20 protein-coding genes are annotated in these 22,177 nt (G+C 64.2%); 10 read left to right on the top strand and 10 right to left on the bottom strand.

Translation table 11 applies throughout. The features are described from left to right. Positions 1–37 precede the first annotated feature (37 nt). A complete protein-coding gene (locus VGT77_RS05705; RefSeq protein ID WP_327460453.1) occupies positions 38–1,033 on the top strand; it encodes an aldo/keto reductase in 996 nt (331 codons plus the stop codon). Between the two features lies 1 nt (position 1,034). Here the strand turns inward: VGT77_RS05705 and VGT77_RS05700 are convergent, their stop codons facing one another. From VGT77_RS05700 to VGT77_RS05680, 5 genes are all read right to left on the bottom strand, one after another. Next, positions 1,035–1,700 carry an NnrU family protein gene (locus VGT77_RS05700; RefSeq protein WP_327460451.1) on the bottom strand — a complete coding sequence of 222 codons (666 nt, stop codon included), beginning with the start codon at positions 1,698–1,700 and terminating at the stop codon, positions 1,035–1,037. A 101-nt stretch (positions 1,701–1,801) separates the two neighbouring features. Then, complete coding sequence (locus VGT77_RS05695) at positions 1,802–3,085, bottom strand: amidohydrolase family protein (RefSeq protein WP_327460449.1); 1,284 nt, start codon at positions 3,083–3,085, stop codon at positions 1,802–1,804. Between the two features lie 80 nt (positions 3,086–3,165). Further along, positions 3,166–4,560 carry an amidohydrolase gene (locus VGT77_RS05690; protein ID WP_327460447.1) on the bottom strand — a complete coding sequence of 465 codons (1,395 nt, stop codon included), beginning with the start codon at positions 4,558–4,560 and terminating at the stop codon, positions 3,166–3,168. A gap of 2 nt (positions 4,561–4,562) precedes the next feature. Then, a complete protein-coding gene (locus tag VGT77_RS05685) occupies positions 4,563–6,572 on the bottom strand; it encodes a peptide MFS transporter (protein WP_327460445.1) in 2,010 nt (669 codons plus the stop codon). A gap of 94 nt (positions 6,573–6,666) precedes the next feature. Next, entirely contained in the window at positions 6,667–7,581 is a 915-nt protein-coding gene (locus tag VGT77_RS05680) for a M48 family metallopeptidase (protein ID WP_327460443.1), read from the bottom strand. A gap of 54 nt (positions 7,582–7,635) precedes the next feature. On the opposite strand from VGT77_RS05680, the gene VGT77_RS05675 reads away from it, so the two are divergent. The 4 genes from VGT77_RS05675 to VGT77_RS05660 all read left to right on the top strand — a co-directional run bounded on the left by VGT77_RS05675 (position 7,636) and on the right by VGT77_RS05660 (position 10,240). Beyond that, on the top strand, positions 7,636–8,208 hold the full coding sequence (locus VGT77_RS05675) for a nitroreductase (protein ID WP_327460441.1): 573 nt from the start codon (positions 7,636–7,638) through the stop codon (positions 8,206–8,208). Between the two features lie 32 nt (positions 8,209–8,240). Further along, positions 8,241–8,582 (top strand): GntR family transcriptional regulator, encoded by a 342-nt coding sequence (locus VGT77_RS05670; RefSeq protein ID WP_327460439.1) that lies wholly within the window; start codon positions 8,241–8,243, stop codon positions 8,580–8,582. A gap of 40 nt (positions 8,583–8,622) precedes the next feature. Next, complete coding sequence (locus VGT77_RS05665) at positions 8,623–9,420, top strand: class I mannose-6-phosphate isomerase (protein ID WP_327460437.1); 798 nt, start codon at positions 8,623–8,625, stop codon at positions 9,418–9,420. Between the two features lie 61 nt (positions 9,421–9,481). Then, positions 9,482–10,240 carry a metallophosphoesterase family protein gene (locus tag VGT77_RS05660; RefSeq protein ID WP_327460435.1) on the top strand — a complete coding sequence of 253 codons (759 nt, stop codon included), beginning with the start codon at positions 9,482–9,484 and terminating at the stop codon, positions 10,238–10,240. Here VGT77_RS05660 and VGT77_RS05655 read toward each other — a convergent pair. Continuing rightward, the gene (locus VGT77_RS05655; protein WP_327460433.1) at positions 10,229–11,269 is read right to left on the bottom strand and encodes a mannose-1-phosphate guanylyltransferase/mannose-6-phosphate isomerase; all 1,041 of its coding nucleotides are present in this window, start codon (positions 11,267–11,269) and stop codon (positions 10,229–10,231) included. The two genes, VGT77_RS05660 and VGT77_RS05655, sit on opposite strands and share 12 nt — an antisense overlap. Before the next feature lie 3 nt (positions 11,270–11,272). Continuing rightward, positions 11,273–12,976, bottom strand: coding sequence for an acyl-CoA dehydrogenase (locus tag VGT77_RS05650; protein WP_327460431.1), 1,704 nt, complete (start codon positions 12,974–12,976; stop codon positions 11,273–11,275). A 43-nt stretch (positions 12,977–13,019) separates the two neighbouring features. Between VGT77_RS05650 and VGT77_RS05645 the strand changes: the two genes are divergently transcribed. Genes VGT77_RS05645 through wecB form a run of 3 tightly spaced genes read left to right on the top strand, consistent with a single transcriptional unit; the run spans position 13,020 to position 16,115 of the window. Next, on the top strand, positions 13,020–13,940 hold the full coding sequence (locus VGT77_RS05645; protein WP_327460429.1) for an L-threonylcarbamoyladenylate synthase: 921 nt from the start codon (positions 13,020–13,022) through the stop codon (positions 13,938–13,940). After that, complete coding sequence (locus tag VGT77_RS05640; protein WP_327460427.1) at positions 13,941–14,921, top strand: GDP-mannose 4,6-dehydratase; 981 nt, start codon at positions 13,941–13,943, stop codon at positions 14,919–14,921. A 51-nt stretch (positions 14,922–14,972) separates the two neighbouring features. Continuing rightward, the gene (gene wecB / locus VGT77_RS05635) at positions 14,973–16,115 is read left to right on the top strand and encodes a non-hydrolyzing UDP-N-acetylglucosamine 2-epimerase (protein ID WP_327460425.1); all 1,143 of its coding nucleotides are present in this window, start codon (positions 14,973–14,975) and stop codon (positions 16,113–16,115) included. On the opposite strand, the gene VGT77_RS05630 is transcribed toward wecB, so the two are convergent. The 3 genes from VGT77_RS05630 to VGT77_RS05620 form a co-directional block, all read right to left on the bottom strand. Then, positions 16,112–16,978, bottom strand: a complete 867-nt coding sequence (locus tag VGT77_RS05630; protein WP_327460423.1) for a UTP--glucose-1-phosphate uridylyltransferase — start codon at positions 16,976–16,978, stop codon at positions 16,112–16,114. The two genes, wecB and VGT77_RS05630, sit on opposite strands and share 4 nt — an antisense overlap. Positions 16,979–17,042: 64 nt before the next feature. Next, positions 17,043–17,573 carry a peptide-methionine (S)-S-oxide reductase MsrA gene (gene msrA, locus VGT77_RS05625; protein ID WP_327460421.1) on the bottom strand — a complete coding sequence of 177 codons (531 nt, stop codon included), beginning with the start codon at positions 17,571–17,573 and terminating at the stop codon, positions 17,043–17,045. Between the two features lie 19 nt (positions 17,574–17,592). Further along, entirely contained in the window at positions 17,593–18,546 is a 954-nt protein-coding gene (locus VGT77_RS05620) for a UDP-glucuronic acid decarboxylase family protein (protein WP_327460419.1), read from the bottom strand. 206 nt (positions 18,547–18,752) lie between these two features. Between VGT77_RS05620 and VGT77_RS05615 the strand changes: the two genes are divergently transcribed. Together VGT77_RS05615 and VGT77_RS05610 are read left to right on the top strand one after the other, a co-directional pair. Beyond that, entirely contained in the window at positions 18,753–20,675 is a 1,923-nt protein-coding gene (locus VGT77_RS05615; protein WP_327460417.1) for a nucleoside-diphosphate sugar epimerase/dehydratase, read from the top strand. Between the two features lie 108 nt (positions 20,676–20,783). Then, positions 20,784–22,118 (top strand): O-antigen ligase family protein, encoded by a 1,335-nt coding sequence (locus tag VGT77_RS05610; protein WP_327460415.1) that lies wholly within the window; start codon positions 20,784–20,786, stop codon positions 22,116–22,118. Positions 22,119–22,177 lie beyond the last annotated feature (59 nt).

The following is a 22,177-nucleotide window of genomic DNA, read 5'->3' as shown; positions in this document are numbered from 1 at the left end:
ACCCTGAACCCGATCCCCTAGCGAGAAGGACCCGCCCATGAAATACCGGACGCTCGGCCAAGGCCTTGAAGTATCAGCGATCGGCATCGGCTGCATGCCCATGATCCGCGGTGGCAACATCAATTACGGGGGGGATGCAAGCATCGACGAGTCGCTCGCGACAATCCACCGCGCGATCGATCTGGGCGTCACTTTCTTCGACACGGCGCAGATCTACGGCCCCTTCCAGAACGAGGAGCTGGTCGGCGAAGCGATCAAGGGCCGGCGCGACAAGCTCGTCATCGCGACCAAATTCGGGTTCAAGTTCGACGGCAACACAATCACCGGCGTCGACAGTTCTCCGGCGAATATCCGCAGCTCGGTCGAGGGCTCGCTGAAGCGATTGGGGATCGACGCGATCGACCTCTATTATCAGCACCGCGTCGACCCAAACACGCCGATCGAGGAGACGGTCGGCGCAATGGCCGAGCTGGTAGAGGAAGGCAAAGTGCGCTTCCTCGGCCTGTCTGAGGCTGGACCCGAGACGATCCGCCGCGCCCACGCCGTTCATCCCATCTGCGCTTTGCAGAGTGAATATTCTTTGTGGGAGCGCGACGTGGAGAAAGATATCCTGCCCGTCTGCGAGGAACTCGGCATCGGCTTCGTGCCCTATTCGCCGCTTGGGCGCGGGTTCTTGACTGGCCAGATCCAGAGCCGGGACGACCTGCCTGCCGACGACTGGCGACGCAACGATCCGCGCTACTCAGAAGAGAATTTCGGCCCCAATCTGAAGATCGTCGATGCGATCCGCGCCGTCGCCGAGCGGAACGGAGCCAGCCTGGCGCAAGTGGCGCTCGCCTGGCTGATCGCGCAAGGCCCGCACGTGGTACCGATTCCGGGCGTGAAGCGGCGCGTGACGATGGAGGACTCGGTCAAGGCCGCGGACCTGGAACTGTCCGCAGCCGATCTCGACGAACTCGATGCCGCGGTGCCGCCCGGCGCGGCGCAAGGCCCCCGCTACCGTGAGCAGGGCATGCGGATGGTGCGGCTTTAGTCTAGCGCCAGACCGCGGGCGCGCCGAGCAGCGGGTGGAGCCAGCTGGCGGCGAGCCAGAGTGCGACGCCGCCGAGCAGCACGCCCCAGCCGGGCCACATCGCACGGGCCGGCGGCGGGCCTGTGAACGGCACAAAGCCGGTCTTGCGCCGCCAGCCCGGCCAGAAGTCCGGCTGCAGCTTCGTCTTCTTTGCGTCCTGCCCGGCTGCGCCCACAAGAGCGAGCAGGCCGATCCCGAAGCACAGGATCACCACGGACGGTTGCGGCCAGACCAGGGCATGCGCCACCGCCCAGAGCGCAAAGCTCCACATCATCGGGTGGCGCGTGATAGCGAACACGCCGCGGGGCTCACGCGCGTTCGCGGGCGCACCGGGCAGCGCGGGATTGCCGATCAGCGAACCGACGAGCAGCACGCTGGCGAACAGCATGATGATGGAAGCAGCGAACCAGGCCCAATCGGGCGCCGCCCAGACAAACTCCTCCGGTCCCATCCGGCGCATGGCCCAGACCAGCCAGCCCAGCGTCGCGAACGACACGAGCGAATAGACGCCCTGGAAGCCCTTCTCCCCCAGCCGCGCGACCATCGGTGCCCGTAAGGGATGCGACATGAGCAAATGCGTGCCAACAAACGCCGCCGCGGCAGCAGTGACTTGTCCTAAATCCCCCATTTTTCGTCACCCCGGACTTGATCCGGGATCCAGCTTACTTCTTCTGCCGTGAAAGAGAAGAAGCGGGATCCCGGCTCAAGGCCGGGATGACGAATGGTGGGTCAGCGCTCGTACGTCTTCGGCAAATCACCCTCGTGCGGGCGCGCATAGCGGTCGCGGAGCTTGGTCTGGCGGCTCACCATCGGCTGCTCGACGCCATCGATCCAGACGCGTTCGGCATGGCTGGTCAGTTCGAGCGGATCGCCGCTCCACAGCACGACGTCGGCGCGGCGGCCGGGGCGGAGCGAGCCGATCTCATTGCCCATGCCGAGCGCGTCAGCGGGGCCGGAAGTGATCGCCGCGAGCGCCTCGCCCCATTGCAGCCCGGTCGCGCCCGGCACCTTGTTCAGGGCGACCAGATTGCCTGCATATTGCGGGGAGTAGCGTGCCTGCATCGCGTCATTGTCGTCGATCATGCCGACCGAGACCCGCACGCCAGCCGCCTTCATCCGGCCGATGTTCGACTGGGTCGCGGCGACGCGCTCGAACGACGACGGCAAGTCGGCAAGCGCCGACGCGATCACCGGCACACCGGCCGCCGCTATCTCGCGCGCGACGAGCCAGCCTTCGGCGGCCCCGACCAGCACCAGCTTCACGGCCGGAAACTCCCGCCGGAGCCGCAACACATTGCGAATATCGTTCGCGCCTTCGACATGGACCAGCAGCGGCATCCTGCCGTTGATCACGGGCACAAGCGCTGCCGCATCGGCCCGATTGAGCAGCGAGTCCCGGCTGTCGCCGTCATAGCCCGCGGGATTACGGGCATAACGCTGCGCTGCTTCGAGCGAGGCGCGAAGCTGCACGAACGCCGCAGGCCGGCTGCCGCCGGCATTGTCGGCGCCTTCCTCGCCCAGTTCGACGAACTGGAAGGCGCGCGGCACGGTCACGGCATTCACGTCGGCGCCGGTGTCGATTACCGCGCCTTGGCCGGCGAAGATCATGTTGGCCGTCGCGGGCGCCACGATCGCGCGGGTCACGCCACCGACACGGCTGACCGCCATGGCGGCTACGGCAGGATTAATGCCCGGTTCGATATCGATCGCGGAAGAGTAAGGCGAACGTGCGCCCGCCCGCGTGTCGTTGGCGGCATCGACCGCATCGACTTCGACGAGGCCGAGCCGCGTAAACCCGGCGACAAAGCCCGGCGCCACCCATTTGCCCGACGCGTCGATTGTCTGCGCGCCCGCAGGCACAGCCACGCCACGCCCGGCAGCCACGATCCGGCCGTCGCGGATCACGACCGTGCCGCCCTCGATTGGCGCGGAGCCGTCGCCGAGCGCGACGGTTCCGCCGGTAAGGGCGACGGTCTGGGCGAAGGTGGGCGAGCTCAAAAGGCCGAGCGCCAAGAGAGCCGTCCGTGTCGAGCGAAGTCGGGACACGCTTCTCGACTTCGCTCGAAGCGAACGGAGGAGGGGTCGCACGCTGCTCACTTCACATCTCCCTCGCCCGGCTGGCCGAGTTCGAAATCGGTCACGGGGCGGCGCTTCGGGTCCATGGCGTCGTACATCAGTGCGCCGTCGATCCAGACCTTCTCGGGCCGCGTGTAGACGCTGAACGGATTGCCGTTCCACAGCACCACGTCCGCCATCTTGCCGGGCTTGAGGCTGCCGGTCTTTTCGGCGATGCCCATTGCCTTGGCCGGGTTGTAGCTAAGCCAGGACCAGGCGACCTCGTCGGGGATGTTGATCCCCATCCGCCGCCCGTTGCCGAGCGCCTTGGCCGCTTCCTGATAGAGTCGCTGAATGCCGTTCTCGTCGTCCGAATGGGTGACGACGCATGCGCCCGCATTGTGGACCAGCGGCATATTCTCGTTGACGGCATCATAGGCTTCCATCTTGAAGCCCCACCAATCGGCCCAGATCGCCGCGCAGATGTCGTGCTGCTTCAGCAGGTCGGCGACCTTGTAGGCCTCAGTCGCGTGATGGAAAGCGGCGACCTTGTAGCCGAACTCCTTCGCCATATCGATGACATAGGCCATCTCCTCGGCGCGGTAGCAGTGGTTCTGCACCAGGATCTCGCCGGCGAGGACGCCGCGGAGCGTGTCGAAAGCGATGTCGCGCGTCGGCGGATCGCCGCCATCCCGCTCATATTTGTCCCAGCGCCGCTTATATTCCTGTGCGCGCACCCAGGTCTGGCGGTTTACCGCCATGTTCCCCATGCGCGTCGCGGGCATCTGGTTGCGCGAGCCATAGACGCGCTTCGGATTCTCGCCGCACGCCATTTTGAGGCCGTAGGGAGCACCGGGGAACTTCATCGCCTGAACCGTGCGCGCGGGCACGTTCTTCAGCACCACGGAGCGCCCGCCGAACAGGTTGGCGGAGCCGGGCAGGATCTGCAGCGAGGTCACGCCGCCATTGGTCAGCGCCCGCGTGAAGCCGGGGTCCTGCGGCCAGATGCTGTGTTCGGCCCAGACTTCCGGCCGGACCGGGTTCGTTCCCTCATTGCCGTCGCCGAAGTCGCCGCCGGGATTCCCCTCGCCCAGATGGCTGTGGATGTCGATGATGCCGGGCGTCACCCATTTGCCGGTACCGTCGATCGTCACTGCGCCCGCGAGCGCGGAGACAGTCTGCCCCAGCGCGACGATCTTGCCGTCGGCGAACAGCACCTGGCCGTTGTTTATGCGTCCGCCCTCGCCGTCATAAATGGTGACGTTGGTGATGACGGTCGGCACGCCGGGAAAGGCGCGATAGGTCGAAGGATAGGGATCACGGGAGAAGGAGACCGGCTTTTCCCGCGGCGCGGAGGCCGATCTGCGCTTGTCACCCGTCGCCGCGCAGGAGGCGAGCGCCAGCGCGCTCACGGCAATGACAACAGAACGCATGCTTATTTGACCCCGTGCATCAGATATTTGAGCGGGAAAGCGATGACGAGCAGCACGGCGCCGATCGCGACGGAAATCCAGCCGATGGTCGTGAACACGCCGACATAGGTGTCGAGACTGACCTTCAGGTTGGTCACCTGACCGCCGACCGTCTCCACGCTTGCGACCTGGGCGACCGCGCCGGCAACATATTGCGCAACCGAGATGGAGAGGAACCAGACTCCCATCATCAGGCCGACGATCCGGGCGATCGACAGCTTGGTGATCATCGAAAGACCGACCGGCGAGATGCAGAGCTCGGCGATTGAGTGGATCAGGTAGAGCCCGGCGAGCCAGGCAAGGCCGACCTGGAAGCCTGCATCGGCGAAGCTCGCACCCCAGACGAGGAACAGGAAGCCGGCGCCCACGCCCATCAACGCGATGCCGAACTTGACCGGGATCGGCGGCTCCAGCCCGCGTCGGGACAGGGCATTCCACAGGAAGCTGAACAGCGGCGCCAGCAGCACGATGAACAGCGCGTTGAAGATCTGCGTCTGGCCCGCCGGCATCACATATACGCGTTCATTGCCGAAGCCGTTCATGCGCGCGAAGTGCATGCCGATCATCACCAGCACGGCGACGACGCCAAAAGCGATCGCCATGGTCCGCCGCGTGGCCGGCTCTTCGCCCCAGGCGAAGAACCACCAGGCCAGCCAGAGAATGCCGCCGGTCAGCACGCCGAAGAAGAGATAGTAGGTGATTGGGGCATCGCGGAACATGGCGAATAAGGGCGCGGTCCAGCCGATCTCCAGCATGGTGTTGCGCTCGGCGAACAGGGTTAGCGAGGAGCCCGCTTGTTCGAACAGCGTCCAGAAGACAACGTTGAAAACGATCAGCACCATCGCCGCCAACATCATCTGAAACTCGGTGCGGCTGCCTTTCAGCCACGACCAGCCGAGAATGCCAGGCACCGACAACAGGAAGGTGCCGAACAGGAACTTGCCCATGATCGGCAGCGACGCGACATAGCCGATCACGCCCGAGCCCGCCGGGGGCGCGACATAGTTCATCAGGTTCCAGAACAGGAAGATGACGAGCGGGATGGCGGCCAGGGCGCCGCCATAGATGAACATGTCGCGATCGGAGCGCGCATCCTGCGGCCGTTCGCCATAGCCGTTTAGACGGCCGCCATCGAACTGGAACAACAGCCAGGAGCAGGTCATGCCGATGGCGGCAAGACCAAAGCCCGCCCACCAGCCGACGGTGACGGCCAGCAGTGGGCAGAAGAACTGGGAAATGAGAGAACCAAGGTTGATCCCCATGTAGAAGATCGTGAAGCCCGCGTCGCGCCGCCGATCTCCTTCCTCGTAGAGGGTGCCGACGATCGTCGAGATATTGGGTTTGAAGAAGCCGTTGCCGATCGTGACTAAGGAGAGGCCGAGCAGCAGGATGACGACGAACAGGCCCGAGCGCTGGCCGTCCGACTTGAACCCGTCGGGCGCGATCCGCCGGACTTCGTTGCCCGCAGGGCCAACCAGCGACACCGACTTGTCGTCATTGCCCTTGATCAGCAGCCTTTCGCCATTGCTGTCGATAAATCGCTGTTGAGCATCGCCCTGACCTTGAACGGTCACTTCGAAGCGCTGGCCGTCCACCACCGCGAATGGCCGCGCCGCCTGGCCACCGAAGCACAGGGTGAAATAGCCGAGCGCCATCAGGATCGCGCCGAACTTCACCGAGCGTTTCGAGCCCAGATACTGATCCGCCAGCAGGCCGCCGATCAGCGGGGTCAGATACACCAGAGCGGTGAAGCCGCCATAGATGCCGGCAGCGGTGACGTCGTTGAAGAGGAAATGATTGACGAGATAGAGCGTCAGGATCGCTCGCATCCCGTAAAATCCGAAGCGCTCCCACATCTCGGTGGTGAACAGGCGCTTCAGCTGCCTCGGATGGTTGAACCAGGTGCCGCCGTCCGACCGGCTGACGTGTGGCGAAAGCGGCTCTGCCGTCGGATCGGCGTTGACGTTGACCATTCAGCTTCCTCTAGTCCCAGTGACGAGCCGAGCCGTCTGCGCAGCCCGATTGGCGCGGGACCCTAACGCCGAAATCCGCGCTGCCAAGAGGCGCTTAGGGGGTGGGCTGCTGACCGGCTGCCTGTTGCGCGCGGATCCGGGCGATTTCCGCCTCGGCACGGCGCACCCGCTCCCGCGCGCCCGGATGGGTGCCGTCACTGAGGAAGCCAGGTACGGTGTGGCGGCCGAACCGCTCCCAAAAAGCTGGAGCGACACTCACGTCATAGCCGGCCCGCGCCATCAGATAGAGGGCGAGCCGGTCGGCTTCGAGTTCGGTCTCGCGAATGCGCGTACGGTTCTTGCCGAAGCCGGCGAACAGCCCGCGCGACACGCCGGCCGCGTCCAGCCGGTTCTTGTGGCGCAGGATGTTGTGCGCGAGTTCGTGCGCGATCACGAGCGCGAGTTCGTCGTCGTTGTGGACGAACTCGACCAGTTCGCCCGTGACCTGGACGTAGCGGCCGTCAGCCTTGGCATTGAGGCCGCGGCCCGTGAGGAGCTGAAAACGCGATCGGCAGCCCGGCACCGGCACGATGCGGACCGGCACATCCCTGCCCTCGCGCCGCACCACCAGCGCGACCGGTCCCGCGGCGAGTGCCTGCTCGACCATCGCCTCAACCTGTTCGACCCGCCGGTAGCCCCTCGCCTGGGCGGCAATAGCCTGACCATTCACCGAGACGATCTCGTCCCCCACCCGCAGCCCTGCGGAGGCGCCGCTGCCGGGCAGCAAGGCGACGACGCTCGGCAGGTCGCCCAGCTTCAGGGCCTGGCGCGCCGCTGGACGCAGCGCCGCACTATATTGCGCGACGTCCTGCAACACCCATCCCGGACTACTCAGCACCTCTTTACATAGGCCTCCCCGCGCGAGCCGCTCGCCGATTGCAGCAACCCGGATGTCGAGTGCGACGAGTGCACGCAGTTGCTCCGCCTGGGGCACGGGCGCCGCAGCGGCGAGAAGAAGCGCAAGCAACATGGGCTCCAGCATAGCCGCTTGATCCCGCCCCGCCAGCCGCCCAGATGCGGACCCATGTTCAACGACCTCTCCTCGCCCGCCAAGCTGCTCGCCACCCGCCGTTCGGGCAAGCCGCGCGACATGGTGGCTCCCGGCCCCGACGCCGACCAGTTGTGTGCGATACTAACGGCCGCGATGCGCGTGCCGGATCATGGCAAGCTCGCGCCGTGGCGGATGCTGGTGATCGATGACCGGGACAGTTTCGCGCTGCTGTTGCAGAACGCATTCCGGGCGTCGCGCGGCACACCCGAGCGGGAGGATGTAGTCGCAATCGACCAATTCGCCCGCCAAGCCCCAACGCTCGTCGCCGTCATCTCCTCGCCGGTCGAGCCCAGCAAAATCCCGCTTTGGGAACAGCAGCTCTCGTCCGGCGCACTGTGCATGAACCTGGTCACGGCGGCTACGGCGCACGGCTTCGTCGCCAGCTGGATCACCGGCTGGGCAGCCTTCGACCCGAATGTGCTGAAGGCGCTTGGCGGCAAGGAAAGCGACCGTATCGCCGGTTTCGTGTTCATCGGATCGCCCGGCCGCGCGCTGGAAGAGCGACCGCGACCGATTTACGACAACGTGGTGCGGCATTGGCCTTGACGTGACCCGCTGTGTTAGGGCACCAATGCGCGATGCCCGCAGCCGAGCGCCCCGTTTACCTCCAGCTTCGCGACCGCATCGCGGAAGCGATCCTGGACGGCCGCTATGGCGAGGGCGACATGCTGCCCTCGGTCCGCGCCTTTGCCGCCGAACAGGGCGCCAATCCGCTGACGGTCGCCAAGGCCTATCAGCTGTTCCAGGAAGAAGGGCTGGTCACCGTCCGCCGCGGCGTCGGCATGTTCGTGGCCGATGGTGCGGCGACGCGCCTGCGAGAGCAGGAACGCCGCGCTTTCCTCAGCGAGGAATGGCCCCGCATCCGCGGCGTGATCCAGCGGCTGCGCATCGATCCCGCAGAACTGTTCGAGCGCGCCTGAGGCTCGCATTCTAGCCAGCGCACGGCTAAGGCACCCCGCCATGCCTGCCGTGAAACTGAATGCTCACGCTGTCGAAAAGCCGTGGGGGCGTCCGAGACTTCTCCCGTCCTTCAAGGCCTTCGAGACGGCCGAGCCCATCGGTGAAATCTGGTTCGACCAGAGCGGCGACCCGGAGCTGCTCGTCAAATATTTGTTCACCAACGAGAGATTGTCGGTTCAGGTCCACCCCGGCGATGCAGCCGCACAGGCGGCAGGCTTTTCGCGAGGCAAGGACGAGGCATGGCTGATCCTCGACGCGGCACCGGATTCGACGATCGCGCTCGGCCCCAGACGGCCGGTGAGTCCCGACGAGTTCAGGACTGCGGCGATGGACGGCAGCATCGTCGACCTGCTCGATTGGGTGCCGGTGAAGGCCGGAGACTTCATCTATTCGCCGGCCGGAACGGTTCACGCGATCGGTGCCGGGCTAACGCTCATCGAGATCCAGCAGAACCTGGACCTGACCTACCGCCTTTTTGATTATGGCCGCCCGCGTGAGCTTCACCTCGAAGATGGTGCGGCGGTCTCCGTGCTGCGGCCCTTTGCGCCTGTTCCAGCGCCGGAGGAAGGCGACCTGCTCGCGCGAGGTCCGAAGTTCGTGGTCGAGCGCCTGGAGGCGATCGAACGGCGGCTGCACGCGCCAAAGGGGGCGCTGTTGGCGCCGATCACGGGCGTCGGATCGGTCGATGGAAAGCGATTCGGTGCCGGCGAGTGCTGGGCTGTTACCGACGAAAGCTGCATCAGTGTGCCTGAGGGATCGTCCGCACTGCTCGCTTATCCGGGGGCGTCCCGGCTCTGATCATCTGGTGTTCAGGCGCACGCGCCCTATATGAGCGCGCTCAGCTGACAATAAGAAGAACATGGTTCTGAAGCTTCTCCGTCGTGCCATCGAACCCGCACCGCCGCCCGCGCGCGTGCCCGACGGGCTGCGCATCTATGCCATCGGCGACATTCACGGTCGGCTGGACCTGCTCGACTCCCTCCTCTTCCGTATCGAAGCCGATGAAAGGGCGCGCGGAGCGGCCAAGACGCAGCTCGTTTTTCTCGGGGATCTGATCGATCGGGGGCCTGACTCGGCAGGCGTTGTCCAGCGCGCGTTGGAACTCGAGCGGAGCGGCCGTCCAGTGCGCTTCCTCATGGGCAATCATGAGGAGGTTTTCCTCAAGACATTGGCCGGCAGCCTCGAAGCCTTGCGCTTCTTCGTAAAGATCGGCGGGCGCGCGACTATCCTCAGCTACGGCTTCAGCGAAGAGGAATATGCGGCGCTCGACTATGAGGACCTGCTGCACGCCTTGATCGCACGTGTTCCGGCAGAGCATGTCGAGTTCCTGAAGCGGTTTGAGGACCGGATCGCAGTCGGCGATTATCTGTTCGTCCACGCAGGCATTCGGCCGCGCGTGGCGCTGGAAGAGCAGACCGGCAGCGACCTGCGCTGGATTCGCTCCGAGTTTCTGGACTTTCGTGGCCACCATGGCCCGATCGTCGTCCATGGCCACACGATCAGCGAAGAGGTCGAACAACGACCGAACCGCATCGGGATCGACACCGGCGCGTTCGCGAGCGGCCGTCTCACCGCGCTCGGCCTGGAAGGCGGCGAGCGCTGGTTCCTAAGGACCTGAGAGGCGCTTGACCTCCTGCGACTGACCGCGCGGCATGATCAGGATTTCGTCGCCGGTCGCGATTACGATCAGGTCGGACACGCCCAGCATCGACACGCGCGGTCCTTCGCTGCGCACCAAGCAGTTGGACGTGTCCACCAGCCGAGCCGCACCTTTGATCAGGTTGCCGGCCGGGTCACGAGGTCCAAGGTCATACAACGCGTCCCAGCTGCCGACATCGGACCAGCCGAGATCGACCGGGACGACCGCAACCTTCCCCGCCTTTTCCATGACGGCATAGTCGATCGACTCTGACGGGCAGGCTGCGAAAGCCTCTGCTTGCGGCTGTATGCGGACACCGGTGGTGACAGCGGCCTCGAGCGCTTCACGCGCTTGTGCCAGCACCTGCGGCGCCAATTCGGCCAGGGCCTGCAGCAGCGCACCGGCTTTAAACAGGAAGATGCCGCCGTTCCAAGCATAGCCTCCCTCGGCAAGCATCGATTCCGCAGCAGGGCGTAGCGGCTTTTCGATGAAGCGCTCGACCCGGTGCACGCGCGGGTCCAGCGGCTCGGCGAGCTTGATATAGCCGTAGCCCGTCTCCGCGTGCGTGGGCGTGACGCCGAACGTAACAAGCCAGTCCTGCTCGGCAAATGGCAGACCCGCTGCCACTGCTTCGTGCAGCGCCTCAGGTTTCGCGATCACATGGTCGCTCGGCATGATGAGCAGAATGGCTTCCGCGCTGGCTGATAAGGCCGCCAGCGCGATGGCAGCGGCCGTGTTGCGCGCAACCGGCTCCAATATGATCGCCTGCGGACCGCAGCCAATCGCCTGCAACTGACCTTCTATCTCGTCAGCATGAGCGGCATTTGCGACGATCAACGGCGGCGCATAGCGGGTCCGATCGGCCGTGCGGGCGGCAGTCGCCTGCAGCATTGTCTGCTCGGAAGCTAGCACCAGGAACTGCTTCGGCTTGTCCGGACGCGAAAGCGGCCAAAGCCTCGTGCCGCCGCCTCCCGACAGGATGACGGGCACAACGCGCTGCTCGGTCATGTCTCAGGCCGCCAGCGTCTCGGCATCAAGGCTGTACAGACCCGCCGCGCCGCCTCGCGCCGAAGCCTCGAGGCCGATCGCTTCCGGCACGATGCGCTCCAGGAAAAAGCGCGCAACCGCCTGCTTCATCTCGGTGAAGGGCGTGGCCTCCACAGCGGCCGCGGCCTTGGCCTGCCGCGCCATCAGCCAACCACCGACGGCAACTCCCGTCATGGTCGTCATGGGGTAGCTGCCGGCGAGCCGGTCTTCCTGCGTCGCTTCATTGCCCGTCATCCAGCGCGCGATCGCTTCGACGCGGTCGACCAAATGCATAAGCTGCGCCTCGTCCGCAGCCTCGCCGCGAATATCCGCCAAGAGCGAAGCAAGCACTTCGCCCCCCTGCATTGGCAGCTTGCGGTTGACTAGGTCCGCCGCCTGAATGCCGTTCGTTCCCTCGTAAATCGGGGCGATACGGATATCGCGATAATGCTGTGCGGCGCCGGTCTCTTCGACGAAACCCATGCCGCCATGGACCTGCACGCCGAGCGACGCGACTTCGCAACCGACATCGGTGCCCCAAGTCTTGGCGAGCGGCGTCAGCAGCTCCAGCCGCGCCCGGGCAGCGGCGTCGCCAAGATGGGCGCGGTCGGCCATGCCCGCGCCATAATAGATCAAGGCCCGCGCACCCTGCGTCAGCGCCCGCATCCGCAGCAGCATGCGCCGTACGTCCGGATGCTCCACAATGGGTTTGCCGAGCTGCACACGCTCCTTGGCATAAGCAAGCGCCTGCTGAGTCGCCCGTTCGCCGATCTGCACGCCCTGTAGGCCGACATTCAGCCGTGCATTGTTCATCATCGTGAACATGGCGCGCATGCCGCCCATCTCCTCGCCGATCAGCCAGCCATGGCAATCGTCATTGTCGCCAAAGCTGAGCGTGCAGGTGGGGGACGCGTTGATGCCAAGCTTGTGCTCGATCGAGACGCAGCGAACGTCGTTGAACTCGCCGGGCGTGCCATCGGCGTTCAGGCGGAACTTGGGCACGAGGAACAGCGAAATGCCTTTCGTGCCCGCCGGCGCTCCCGGTGTGCGGGCTAGGACCAGGTGGACGATATTGTCGGTGAGGTCGTGCTCGCCAAAGGTGATGTAGATTTTGTTGCCTTTGATCCGCCAGCTGCCGTCGCCCATCGGCGTCGCAGTGGTGCGGAGCGCGCCGACATCGGAGCCGGCCTGCGGCTCGGTCAGGTTCATCGTCCCGTTCCATTCGCCGCTGATCAGCTTGGGCAGGTATGTCGCCTGCTGCTCCGGCGATCCGTGCGCGAGCAGCGCCTCAACGGCTCCAGGCGTCAGCATCGGCATCAGCGTGAACGCCATGTTGGCCGAGCCGAGATCCTCGAGCACCACGGTGGCCAAGGCATAGGGCAGCCCTTGCCCGCCGAACGCTTCCGGCGCATTGATCGTGCCCCAGCCCCCTTCGACATAGCCGCGATACGCTGCCTTGAAGCCCTCAGGCATTACAACCTGGCCGTCCCGCCATTGGGCGCCGACCATATCGCCGAGGCGGTTGAGCGGTGCCCATTCGCCTGCCGCGAACGCGCCAGCGCCCTCGACCACGGCATCGACCAGATCGGGCGTGGCAGCCGCGAACTCCTGATGCTCGGCGAGCTCGCCGATCCGCACGACATGATCGAGCACGAAGCGCTGCTCGGCGACAGGGGCGATGTAGCTCATAGGGCTCCTTGAGAAAGTGTCGGCGCGCCTATAGCGCGGCACCGTGAGCGCCACCACTACCCGCATCCTTGCCTTTGATGAGCAGGCGATCGCCGAGGCCGCGCGGCTGGTGCTGGCGGGCGAACCGGTCGCCGTGCCTACGGAGACGGTCTACGGCCTTGCGGCTGACGCGACCAACGCCGAGGCGGTGGCGCGCATCTATGCCGCAAAGGGCCGGCCGAGCTTTAACCCCTTGATCGTGCACGTGCCCGATTTCGCGGCGGCCGAGCGCCTCGGGGAGTTCGGGCCGGCGGCGCGCCAGCTGGCTGAGCGTTACTGGCCTGGCCCGCTGACCTTGGTCGGTCCGAAGGTCGGCGTCACCCTCCCTTCCATCGTCACGGCCGGGCTGGAGACCGTCGCCCTGCGCGTGCCCGCACACCCGGTCATGCAGGCACTGTTGAGAGCCTGCGGACGGCCGCTCGCCGCACCCTCGGCCAATGCCAGCGGCACCATCAGCCCCACGCGCGCCGAGCATGTGCTGAAAAGCCTGAACGGCCGCATCCCGCTCATCATCGATGCAGGACCGACTAGCGTGGGACTTGAGTCGACGATCATAGCAGCGGAAGCGGACGAGCTGCGTCTGCTACGCCCCGGCCCGCTCGATCTCGGTCTCGAAGCAGTCACCGCCGACAGGGTCGAGGCACCCGGCATGCTCGAGCGTCACTACGCACCGTCCAAGCCGCTCCGCCTCGATGCACCAGATGCCCCGTTTGGCGAGTTCCTGATCGGCTTCGGTCCGGTCGCAGGGGATGCCACCCTCAGCGCCTCCGGTAACCTGATCGAAGCAGCTGCGCGCCTATTCGACTTGCTGCATCAGGCCGAAGCTTCGCGGGCAGCGGCCATCGCGGTGGCGCCGATTCCTGAGGATGGGCTCGGGATCGCCATCCGAGACCGGCTTCGCCGCGCCGCGCATAGGGAGAGTTGATTGACCACGCTCGTCACCGGCGCCGCCGGCTTTATCGGGTTCCATCTGGCCGACCGGCTGATGTCGCGCGGCGAGCCGGTGATCGGCATTGACAATTTCAACGCCTATTACGATCCGCAGCTGAAGGAGGACCGCGTCGCGGAGCTCTGGCGACGGCATGGCGACCTGTTGACGCTACACCGGATCGACTTTGCGGACCATGAGGTGCTGGAAGCGGCCCTGGGCTCATATGAGTTCGACCGGATCGCGCATCTGGGGGCACAGGCGGGCGTCCGCTACTCGCTCGAGAACCCTCGCGCCTATGTCCAGTCCAACTTGGTCGGGCATCTGAACCTGCTGGAGATTGCCCGGGCGCGGCAGGTGCCCATGGTCTATGCCTCGTCATCGTCGGTCTATGGCGGCAACACCAAGCTGCCGTTCAGCGAAGATGACCGCGTCGATCATCCCGTCTCGCTCTATGCCGCAACCAAGAAGGCGGACGAGCTGATGAGCGAGACCTACGCCCATCTCTACCGCATTCCACTGACCGGCTTGCGTTTCTTCACCGTCTACGGTCCTTGGGGCCGGCCCGACATGGCGCCCTGGCTGTTCACCGAGGCGATCCTCACCGGCAAGCCGATCAAGGTCTTCAACAATGGGGATATGCGGCGTGATTTCACTTACATAGACGATATCATCGATGGCGTGACAGCGGCGCTGGACCGTCCGCCGACCGATAATGGGTCAGCGGCCCCTCACCGCGTTTATAATATCGGCAACAGCCGTTCGGAGGAGCTCGGCCGCTTCATCGAAGTCATCGAGGCCGCTTGCGGGACAAAGGCCTTGCGAGAGCCGGCGCCGATGCAGCCTGGAGACGTCCAGGAGACCTATGCGGATGTCAGCGCGATCTCGGCAGAGCTGGGGTTTTCGCCGCGCACCTCCTTGGACGAAGGCATTCCGAAGTTCGTAGATTGGTTCAGAGCCTACCGGGCGCTTGCTTAAGCGAACCAGCTATGTCTTGATAAAGCTGGGGATAAAATCGGGGGCAAGCTCATGGCCGGTATTTTGGTCGTGGTGGGCACGCGACCAGAAGCGCTGAAGCTGGCGCCTGTCATTCATGCGCTACACAGCCGTGGCATCAAGCCTCGTATCTGCGCCACCGGACAGCATGGCGATCTCCTGAAGCAGGCGCTCGAGGGCTTCCATGTTCGAGCGGACATCGACCTGGCCCTGATGCAGCCCGACGGAAATCTCAACGAACTGTCTGCGCGCCTGATCTCTGGCATATCCTCCGTCCTGGCCGCGGAGCGGCCCGAACGGGTGGTGGTGCAAGGCGACACCAGCTCGGCCTTCGCCGGAGCGCTCGCTGCCTATCACCTGAAGATCCCTGTCTCCCATGTCGAAGCCGGCCTTAGAAGCGGCGACACCGCTCAGCCATGGCCGGAAGAGTTCAACCGCCGGGCGATCGGGGCAATCGCGGATCAGCATTTCGCCCCGACCAGCCGTGCCGCCCGGGCGCTGTTGGCGGAAGGCGTACAACCCTCGGCCATCCACATCACCGGCAACACAGCCATAGACGCGCTGCTGGCGATGCGGCTGAGGATCGCTGCCGATCCGATCGCCTGCGAAGCTGTCACTCCGGTACTGGGCGCGGCGCGCGGCCGCCGGCTAATCCTCGTCACCTGCCACCGCCGGGAAAATCTCGGCTCAGGAGTTACCGAAATCGCTTCCGCAGTTCGCGCCTTGGCCGCCCGCGGCGACCTGTTCCTTGCAGTAGCGCTTCATCCGAATCCCGCGGCACGCGAGCCACTTCATGCAGCGCTTGAGGGGCTTGCCAACGTCATGCTGCTGCCGCCGCTGGACTATGCCTGTTTCGTGCGGCTGCTGTCCGCAGCCCACGTCGTGCTGACTGACAGTGGCGGCCTCCAGGAGGAAGCGCCCGCGCTAGGCAAGCCGGTTCTGGTCTTGCGCAACACGACCGAGCGGATGGAAGGCGTGGAAGCGGGCACCGCAAAGCTGGTCGGCGTGCGTGCACAGCGGATCGTCGCCGAGACCTGCCTGCTCCTGGACAATCCGGAGGCGCATGCGCGCATGGCCCGCGCGCACAGCCCCTATGGAGACGGACGGGCTGCAGAGAGGATTGCCGCCGTGCTGGCCGGCGAGACTGCTCCCGCGATCAGCCGAAGCGAACGCTAGTTCAGCAGTTCTCGCGCGAAAGCCCGGACATCGGCACCAATGTCGTCTCGCTCCAAAGCGAGCGCGAGGTTCGCCTGCACGAAACCTGCCTTGTCGCCGCAGTCATAGCGCGCGCCGCGATAGGTGCGCGCATGGAAAGGCTGGCTGCCGATTAGCTGGGCCAGCGCGTCGGTCAGCTGGATCTCGCCGCCGGCACCCCGCTCGCCCTTGTCGAGAATCCGCATGACTTCGGGTTGCAGCACATAGCGGCCGATCGCAGCTAGTCGGCTAGGCGCGGTGCCCGGCTTCGGCTTTTCGACAAAGCCAAGAACCTCGGTGACATCGCCGTGGCTCCCACCCGGATCGACGATGCCATAACGGTGGCAGTGATCCTCGGGCACTTCGAGCACCGATATCACATTGCCGCCCCTCTCCCGGTAAGTCTCGGCAAGCTGGTTTATCGATGGATCAGAAGGGTTCCACAGCAGCTCGTCGACCAGAAGCACCGCGAACGGCTCGTCGCCGACCAGATGCCGCGCGCACCACACCGCATGCCCAAGCCCAAGCGGTTCCTGCTGCCGCACATAGGCGATCTGGCCCGCTTCGAGCCGCGTGCCTTTGAGCGGATCGAGCGACTTGCCGCGCTCGCGCATTGTCGCTTCCAGCTCGTAGGAGATGTCGAAATAGTCCTCCATCGAACCTTTGCCGCGCCCGGTGACGAAGATCAGTTGCTCGATGCCTGCGGCAAGCGCCTCGTCAACCGCATATTGGATCAGCGGCCGGTCCACCACGGGCAGCATTTCCTTCGGCACTGACTTGGTGGCCGGCAGGTTGCGGGTGCCGAGACCGGCGACCGGGAACACGGCCTTGCGCAAAGGCTTCATCGAGACGGACTCTCCCTGTTGAACATCGCGGCCGTAACGACCGTCGGCCCGAGCCCCAAGCGCATTACTGCTTCAAACGTTCCGCGAAGCTCTTCCGGAACTTGCGCAGCTTCGGCGCGATCACTGCCATGCAATAGGGGTTCTGATCGCCCACCCGCGCGAAATATTCCTGATGATAGTCTTCGGCCGGATACCAGGTGGCAAGCGGCTCGATGGTGGTCACGATCAGCCTCGGCCAATCGGCCTGCGCGCGTTCTATCGCAGCCCTCGCCTCCGCTTCCTGCTCCGGAGAGTGCGGGAAGATGGCCGAGCGGTATTGCGTACCGACGTCGTTGCCCTGCCGGTTGAGTTGCGTCGGGTCATGCGTGGCGAAAAAGATGTCGAGCAGGTCGCCATAGGCAATTACCTGCGGGTCGAAAACGATCCGGATCGCTTCCGCATGGCCGGTGTCGCCTTCGCAAACCCGCTTGTAGCTGGGGTTCTCGACATGCCCGCCGATATAGCCGCTTTCGACGCTTTCCACGCCGATCACATCGTCGAACACCGCCTCGGTGCACCAGAAACACCCGCCGGCAAATGTTGCAATTTCGCTCATATGCTCGCTCCCGTGACTTTCAGGCAAAAGTTCGGAAATAGTCGATCGTTCGTTTCAGCCCCTCCTCAAGCGGAACCGACGGTTGCCACCCGAGCTGCGATTGAGCCCGCCCGATATCCGGCCGGCGCTGCTTGGGATCATCCTGAGGCAGCGGCTTGAAGACAAGTTCCGACTTGGAGTCGGTCAACGTAACCACCTTCTCGGCCAGCTCACGAATGGTGAATTCCCCCGGATTCCCGAGATTGATGGGTCCGGTCACCTCATCGGCGCTGTCCATCAGCGCGATAAAGCCTGAAACGAGATCATCCACATAGCAGAAGGAGCGCGTCTGAAGGCCATCGCCATAAAGGGTGATCGGCTCATTGCGGAGAGCCTGCATGATGAAGTTCGACACGACGCGGCCATCCGCCGGGTGCATGCGCGGCCCATATGTGTTGAAGATGCGGGCGACCTTGATCCGCAGCCTGTGCTGGCGATGATAGTCGAAGAACAGGGTCTCCGCGCACCTTTTCCCTTCATCGTAGCAGGACCGCGGCCCGATCGGATTCACATTACCCCAATAATCTTCCGTCTGGGGGTGGACGTCCGGGTCGCCATAGACTTCGCTGGTCGACGCCTGAAAAATCTTGGCACCGACCCGTTTCGCCAAGCCCAGCATGTTGATCGAACCATGCACCGACGTCTTGGTCGTTTGCACCGGATCATGCTGGTAGTGAATTGGAGACGCAGGACAGGCGAGATTGTAGATCTCGTCGACTTCGACGAACAAAGGATTGTTGATGTCGTGACGGATCACCTCGAAATGGGGGTTGGCTAATTGGTGCTGAATGTTGTCCTTCGCGCCGGTGAAGAAGTTATCGACGCACAGCACCTCATCGCCCCGCTCGAGCAAGCGGTCGATCAGGTGGGAACCGAGAAAGCCGGCTCCGCCAGTCACCATGACTCGCTTGCGAAGATTATAGTCTCTGATCATTGGGGCGAGGATCTCTCCTGAGGGAACTGGGGCGGGCCTGTGGCTGAAGCCGAGGGGTTGCGCAAGCACCTCGGGACCCCGTAAACGCAGGCGATCCAGGTGCTATCCAGCTGAAATGTCCAGTGCGGCCGTCCAAGAGGCGCGCGCAAGAGACACTAAGGTGAGCACCCAGCGCCGGATATGTTTAGGGTGTACAAGGACGTTTGATGGCGACGGGACAAGACGCCTTTTTCTCTACGCTTCGCTATCTTCTGAGTCTCAGCCGAAAGCACAAGCGACTGATCGTCATGTCGATCGACGGGGTGCTGTGCTGCGCTGCCGCCATGGCCGCCTTCGCGCTCAGGCTCGGTGAATGGAATGGCTTGACCCAACCCATTCAGCTCTATGTTCTGGCCGCACTCGCCGTCTGGTTTCCGGTGTTTCAACTGCGCGGCGTCTATCGTGCGATCTTCCGCTATGCGGGATCCCGAACGATGGTCGCGCTCGCATATGCCACGGGCATCATGGCGATACCTCTCGTCGCGCTGTTCATGTTCATCAGTATCCCGGGCGTTCCGCGGACTATTGCCGTCATCCATTCGCTGCTGTTCCTCGCGCTGCTCTGCTTGAGCCGCATCGTGTCGCGCTACTTGCTGGTCGATTTGCTTGCCCAGCAGAGCTTTCGCGGCGTTCAGCGCAACGTACTCATCTACGGCGCCGGGGCCGCTGGCCGCCAGCTTGCGTCATCGATGCAGATGGAACCGAGCATGTATCTTTGCGGGTTCATCGATGATGATGTGAGGCTCGACGGGCAGCGGCTCGATGGGCACCACGTCTTTCATTCCGGCCGGATGGCCGATGTGGTCGCTCGGTTCGATGTCAAGGCAGTGCTGCTGGCCCTGCCGAACATCGGGAGGGCGGCCCGCAAGCGGATCATATCCGAACTTGAGCTGCTCTCGGTGCAGGTCCAGACGCTGCCCAATGTAAAGCAGATACTGGACGGCCGGGTGTCGGTGAACGACTTGCAGGAAGTCCGTATCGAAGATTTGCTGGGGCGTGATCCCGTTGCGCCGAATGAGCTGCTGCTGGGACGGACGATCAGGGGCAAATCGGTGCTCGTCACTGGAGCCGGAGGCTCTATCGGCAGCGAACTGTGCCGGCAGATCATCCGGCTCGCTCCCCGCCAGCTTACATTGGTCGAGAACTCCGAATATGCGCTTTATGCAATCCAGCAAGAGTTGGAAGACACGCTAAGCCGCGAAGCGCTTAGCATCCAGGTCGCTGCAGAGTTGTGCGACGTGACCGATGCGATCCGCGTTCGGTCGGTGCTGTCGTCTCACAGGCCGGATACGGTTTTCCACGCGGCTGCCTACAAACATGTGCCGATCGTAGAAGCCAATCCCACGGCTGGCCTGCGCAACAATGTGCTCGGCACGTTGACCATGGCGCAAGCGGCCGAGCAGGCGGGCGTTTCGCGCTTCATTCTGATCAGCACCGACAAGGCGGTGCGGCCGACCAACGTCATGGGCGCCACCAAGCGGGTCGCGGAGCTCGTCCTGCAGGGTCTCGCCGAGCGCGGCAGCACGACCAAGTTCGCGATGGTGCGGTTCGGCAATGTGCTTGGATCCAGCGGATCCGTCGTGCCGCGGTTCGACAAGCAGATCAGGGATGGCGGACCGGTGACCATCACCCATCCGGAGGTCACCCGGTATTTCATGACGATCCCCGAGGCCGCCCAGTTGGTTATTCAGGCTGGCGCGATGGCCTCCGGCGGAGAAGTCTATGTGCTCGACATGGGGGAGTCCGTCCGCATTCTCGATCTCGCGCGCTCCATGATCCGCCTCTCGGGCCTCTCGATCAGGGATCCGGCCAACCCGGATGGCGACATCGAGATCAGGATCGTCGGCCTGAGGCCTGGAGAAAAACTCTACGAGGAGTTGCTGATTGGCGAGAATCCGGAGCCGACACGCCACGAGCGTATCATGCAGGCTCGGGAAAAGTGCCTAGCCTGGTCCGAGTTGGAGCCTCATTTGCACAGCCTCCGCACAGCGATAGAGACGGTGGATGTCGGCGGCTCTCTCCACATTCTGCGCCACCTGGTGCCGGAGTTCGCGCCTGCCGCGCCCGACCAGGCTCGCCAGACGGCTTAGGTAGCTTGCATGTGTTTCATCCGGCCGCTCGCGCGGCATCGACTTAGATTGGGCTGACAGATCGTGCCGAATGCCAGATATTCGAAGGCGCGCGTGAGCTCGGGCGCGTTGGTTGCCCTGCTCGTGCTCGTTTTTCTGACCGGGGGGAGCGCGAGAGACGATATTTTGTCGCTGGCGATCCTGCGACCCTTGTCCGTCCTCTTCTTCACCGCCGCTGTCGTCCTCGCATGGGGCACAGGTATGCTGCGGAACTATCGCATCCTGCTGGTGCTGGCTTTCGCTCTCCCGGCCCTTGCGCTGCTTCATCTCATTCCTTTGCCGCCAGCTCTCTGGAGCAGCTTGCCGGGACGAGAGCTTGCCTGGAACGTTGCTGAGGCAACCGGACTCGCGCAACCATGGCGCCCGCTCTCGCTTGTCCCCTGGAGAACCTGGAACAGCTTTTGGGCAAGCTTCGCTCCCCTGGCGGCCTTGCTGCTCACACTATGTGCCGGGCGTGAGCGCCTGCACGTGCTTGTTCTTCTGCTCGGCGGCATCATCATAGTCAGCGGCCTGGTCGGCCTGCTCCAGATCATCGGCGCCCCCGGCAACGCATTCTACATCTACCGGGTCACCAATGAGGACGCGGCCGTCGGCCTGCTCGCCAACCGCAACCATCAGGCGATGCTGCTCACCCTCGCATTTCCGATTTTCGCCGCGGCCGCGTCGGTCCAGCGGGGTTCTCGTGAAAGCGCCAAGCCACGCCGGCAGTTCGCGATTGCGATGAGCATTCTGATCATACCCTTCATTCTCGTGACCGGCTCGCGAGCGGGTATTCTCCTATCGATCGTCGGAATGGCGACGGCCCTGTTTGTGTACCAGGATCCGACCGCCTACACCCAGGCGAGGCGGCAAGCGCCGCGTCTTGGCTTGCGGATCGCGGTTGTCGGTGGGCTGATCGCCGCCATGGTGATTACCACAGCCCTTGTCGCTCGATCGTCCTCATTTACCCGGCTCTTCAAGGATGCCCAAGCGACCGAACTCCGGTTCAACATTCTCCAGCCGCTGCTCGACCTCGTCGCTCAATATTTCCCGTTCGGAAGCGGGTTGGGCACCTTCGTCGAAGTGTACAAGGTGGTCGAGCCGGATCGCCTCCTATCCCCGCGATACCTGAACCATGCGCATAATGACTGGCTTGAACTTCTCATCACGGCCGGCCTGCCCGGCGCCATCCTGATCGGAGCGGCAGCTTGGTTCTTGGGGCGCGCTTTTGTTCGAGTGGTGCGCGACCAGAACAAACGGCCAAGCTTTGAGCATGTTACGGCACGGCTGGGGGCAGCGATCGTCCTCATACTTGCCATTGGCAGCGTCTACGATTATCCGCTCCGCACGCCTTCGCTTGCTTGCCTATTCGCTGTTGCCGTAGCATGGCTCTCTGGCTGGCGTCCCGATGCAGAAAGAGCCTAAAGCACTGAAGCTGTTAAGCTTTGTCGAAAAATTGGCTGCCGCGGGATAGTTCATCCGAC

It is taken from the genome of Sphingomonas sp. (assembly GCF_035944535.1).
In the GTDB taxonomy this organism is placed as follows: domain Bacteria; phylum Pseudomonadota; class Alphaproteobacteria; order Sphingomonadales; family Sphingomonadaceae; genus Sphingomonas_B.
This window is presented reverse-complemented; position numbering and strand designations above follow the sequence as displayed.

Coding starts and splice junctions, on each gene's coding strand:
- VGT77_RS05680 (WP_327460443.1), bottom strand. CDS start 7,581: ATGTTGCTTGCGCTTCTTCTCGCCGCTGCGGCGCCCGTGCCCCAGGCG.
- VGT77_RS05670 (WP_327460439.1), top strand. CDS start 8,241: ATGCCCGCAGCCGAGCGCCCCGTTTACCTCCAGCTTCGCGACCGCATC.
- VGT77_RS05685 (WP_327460445.1), bottom strand. CDS start 6,572: ATGGTCAACGTCAACGCCGATCCGACGGCAGAGCCGCTTTCGCCACAC.
- VGT77_RS05630 (WP_327460423.1), bottom strand. CDS start 16,978: ATGAAGCCTTTGCGCAAGGCCGTGTTCCCGGTCGCCGGTCTCGGCACC.
- VGT77_RS05650 (WP_327460431.1), bottom strand. CDS start 12,976: ATGAGCTACATCGCCCCTGTCGCCGAGCAGCGCTTCGTGCTCGATCAT.
- wecB (WP_327460425.1), top strand. CDS start 14,973: ATGGCCGGTATTTTGGTCGTGGTGGGCACGCGACCAGAAGCGCTGAAG.
- VGT77_RS05660 (WP_327460435.1), top strand. CDS start 9,482: ATGGTTCTGAAGCTTCTCCGTCGTGCCATCGAACCCGCACCGCCGCCC.
- VGT77_RS05615 (WP_327460417.1), top strand. CDS start 18,753: ATGGCGACGGGACAAGACGCCTTTTTCTCTACGCTTCGCTATCTTCTG.
- VGT77_RS05655 (WP_327460433.1), bottom strand. CDS start 11,269: ATGACCGAGCAGCGCGTTGTGCCCGTCATCCTGTCGGGAGGCGGCGGC.
- VGT77_RS05665 (WP_327460437.1), top strand. CDS start 8,623: ATGCCTGCCGTGAAACTGAATGCTCACGCTGTCGAAAAGCCGTGGGGG.
- VGT77_RS05690 (WP_327460447.1), bottom strand. CDS start 4,560: ATGCGTTCTGTTGTCATTGCCGTGAGCGCGCTGGCGCTCGCCTCCTGC.
- VGT77_RS05675 (WP_327460441.1), top strand. CDS start 7,636: ATGTTCAACGACCTCTCCTCGCCCGCCAAGCTGCTCGCCACCCGCCGT.
- msrA (WP_327460421.1), bottom strand. CDS start 17,573: ATGAGCGAAATTGCAACATTTGCCGGCGGGTGTTTCTGGTGCACCGAG.
- VGT77_RS05700 (WP_327460451.1), bottom strand. CDS start 1,700: ATGGGGGATTTAGGACAAGTCACTGCTGCCGCGGCGGCGTTTGTTGGC.
- VGT77_RS05620 (WP_327460419.1), bottom strand. CDS start 18,546: ATGATCAGAGACTATAATCTTCGCAAGCGAGTCATGGTGACTGGCGGA.
- VGT77_RS05705 (WP_327460453.1), top strand. CDS start 38: ATGAAATACCGGACGCTCGGCCAAGGCCTTGAAGTATCAGCGATCGGC.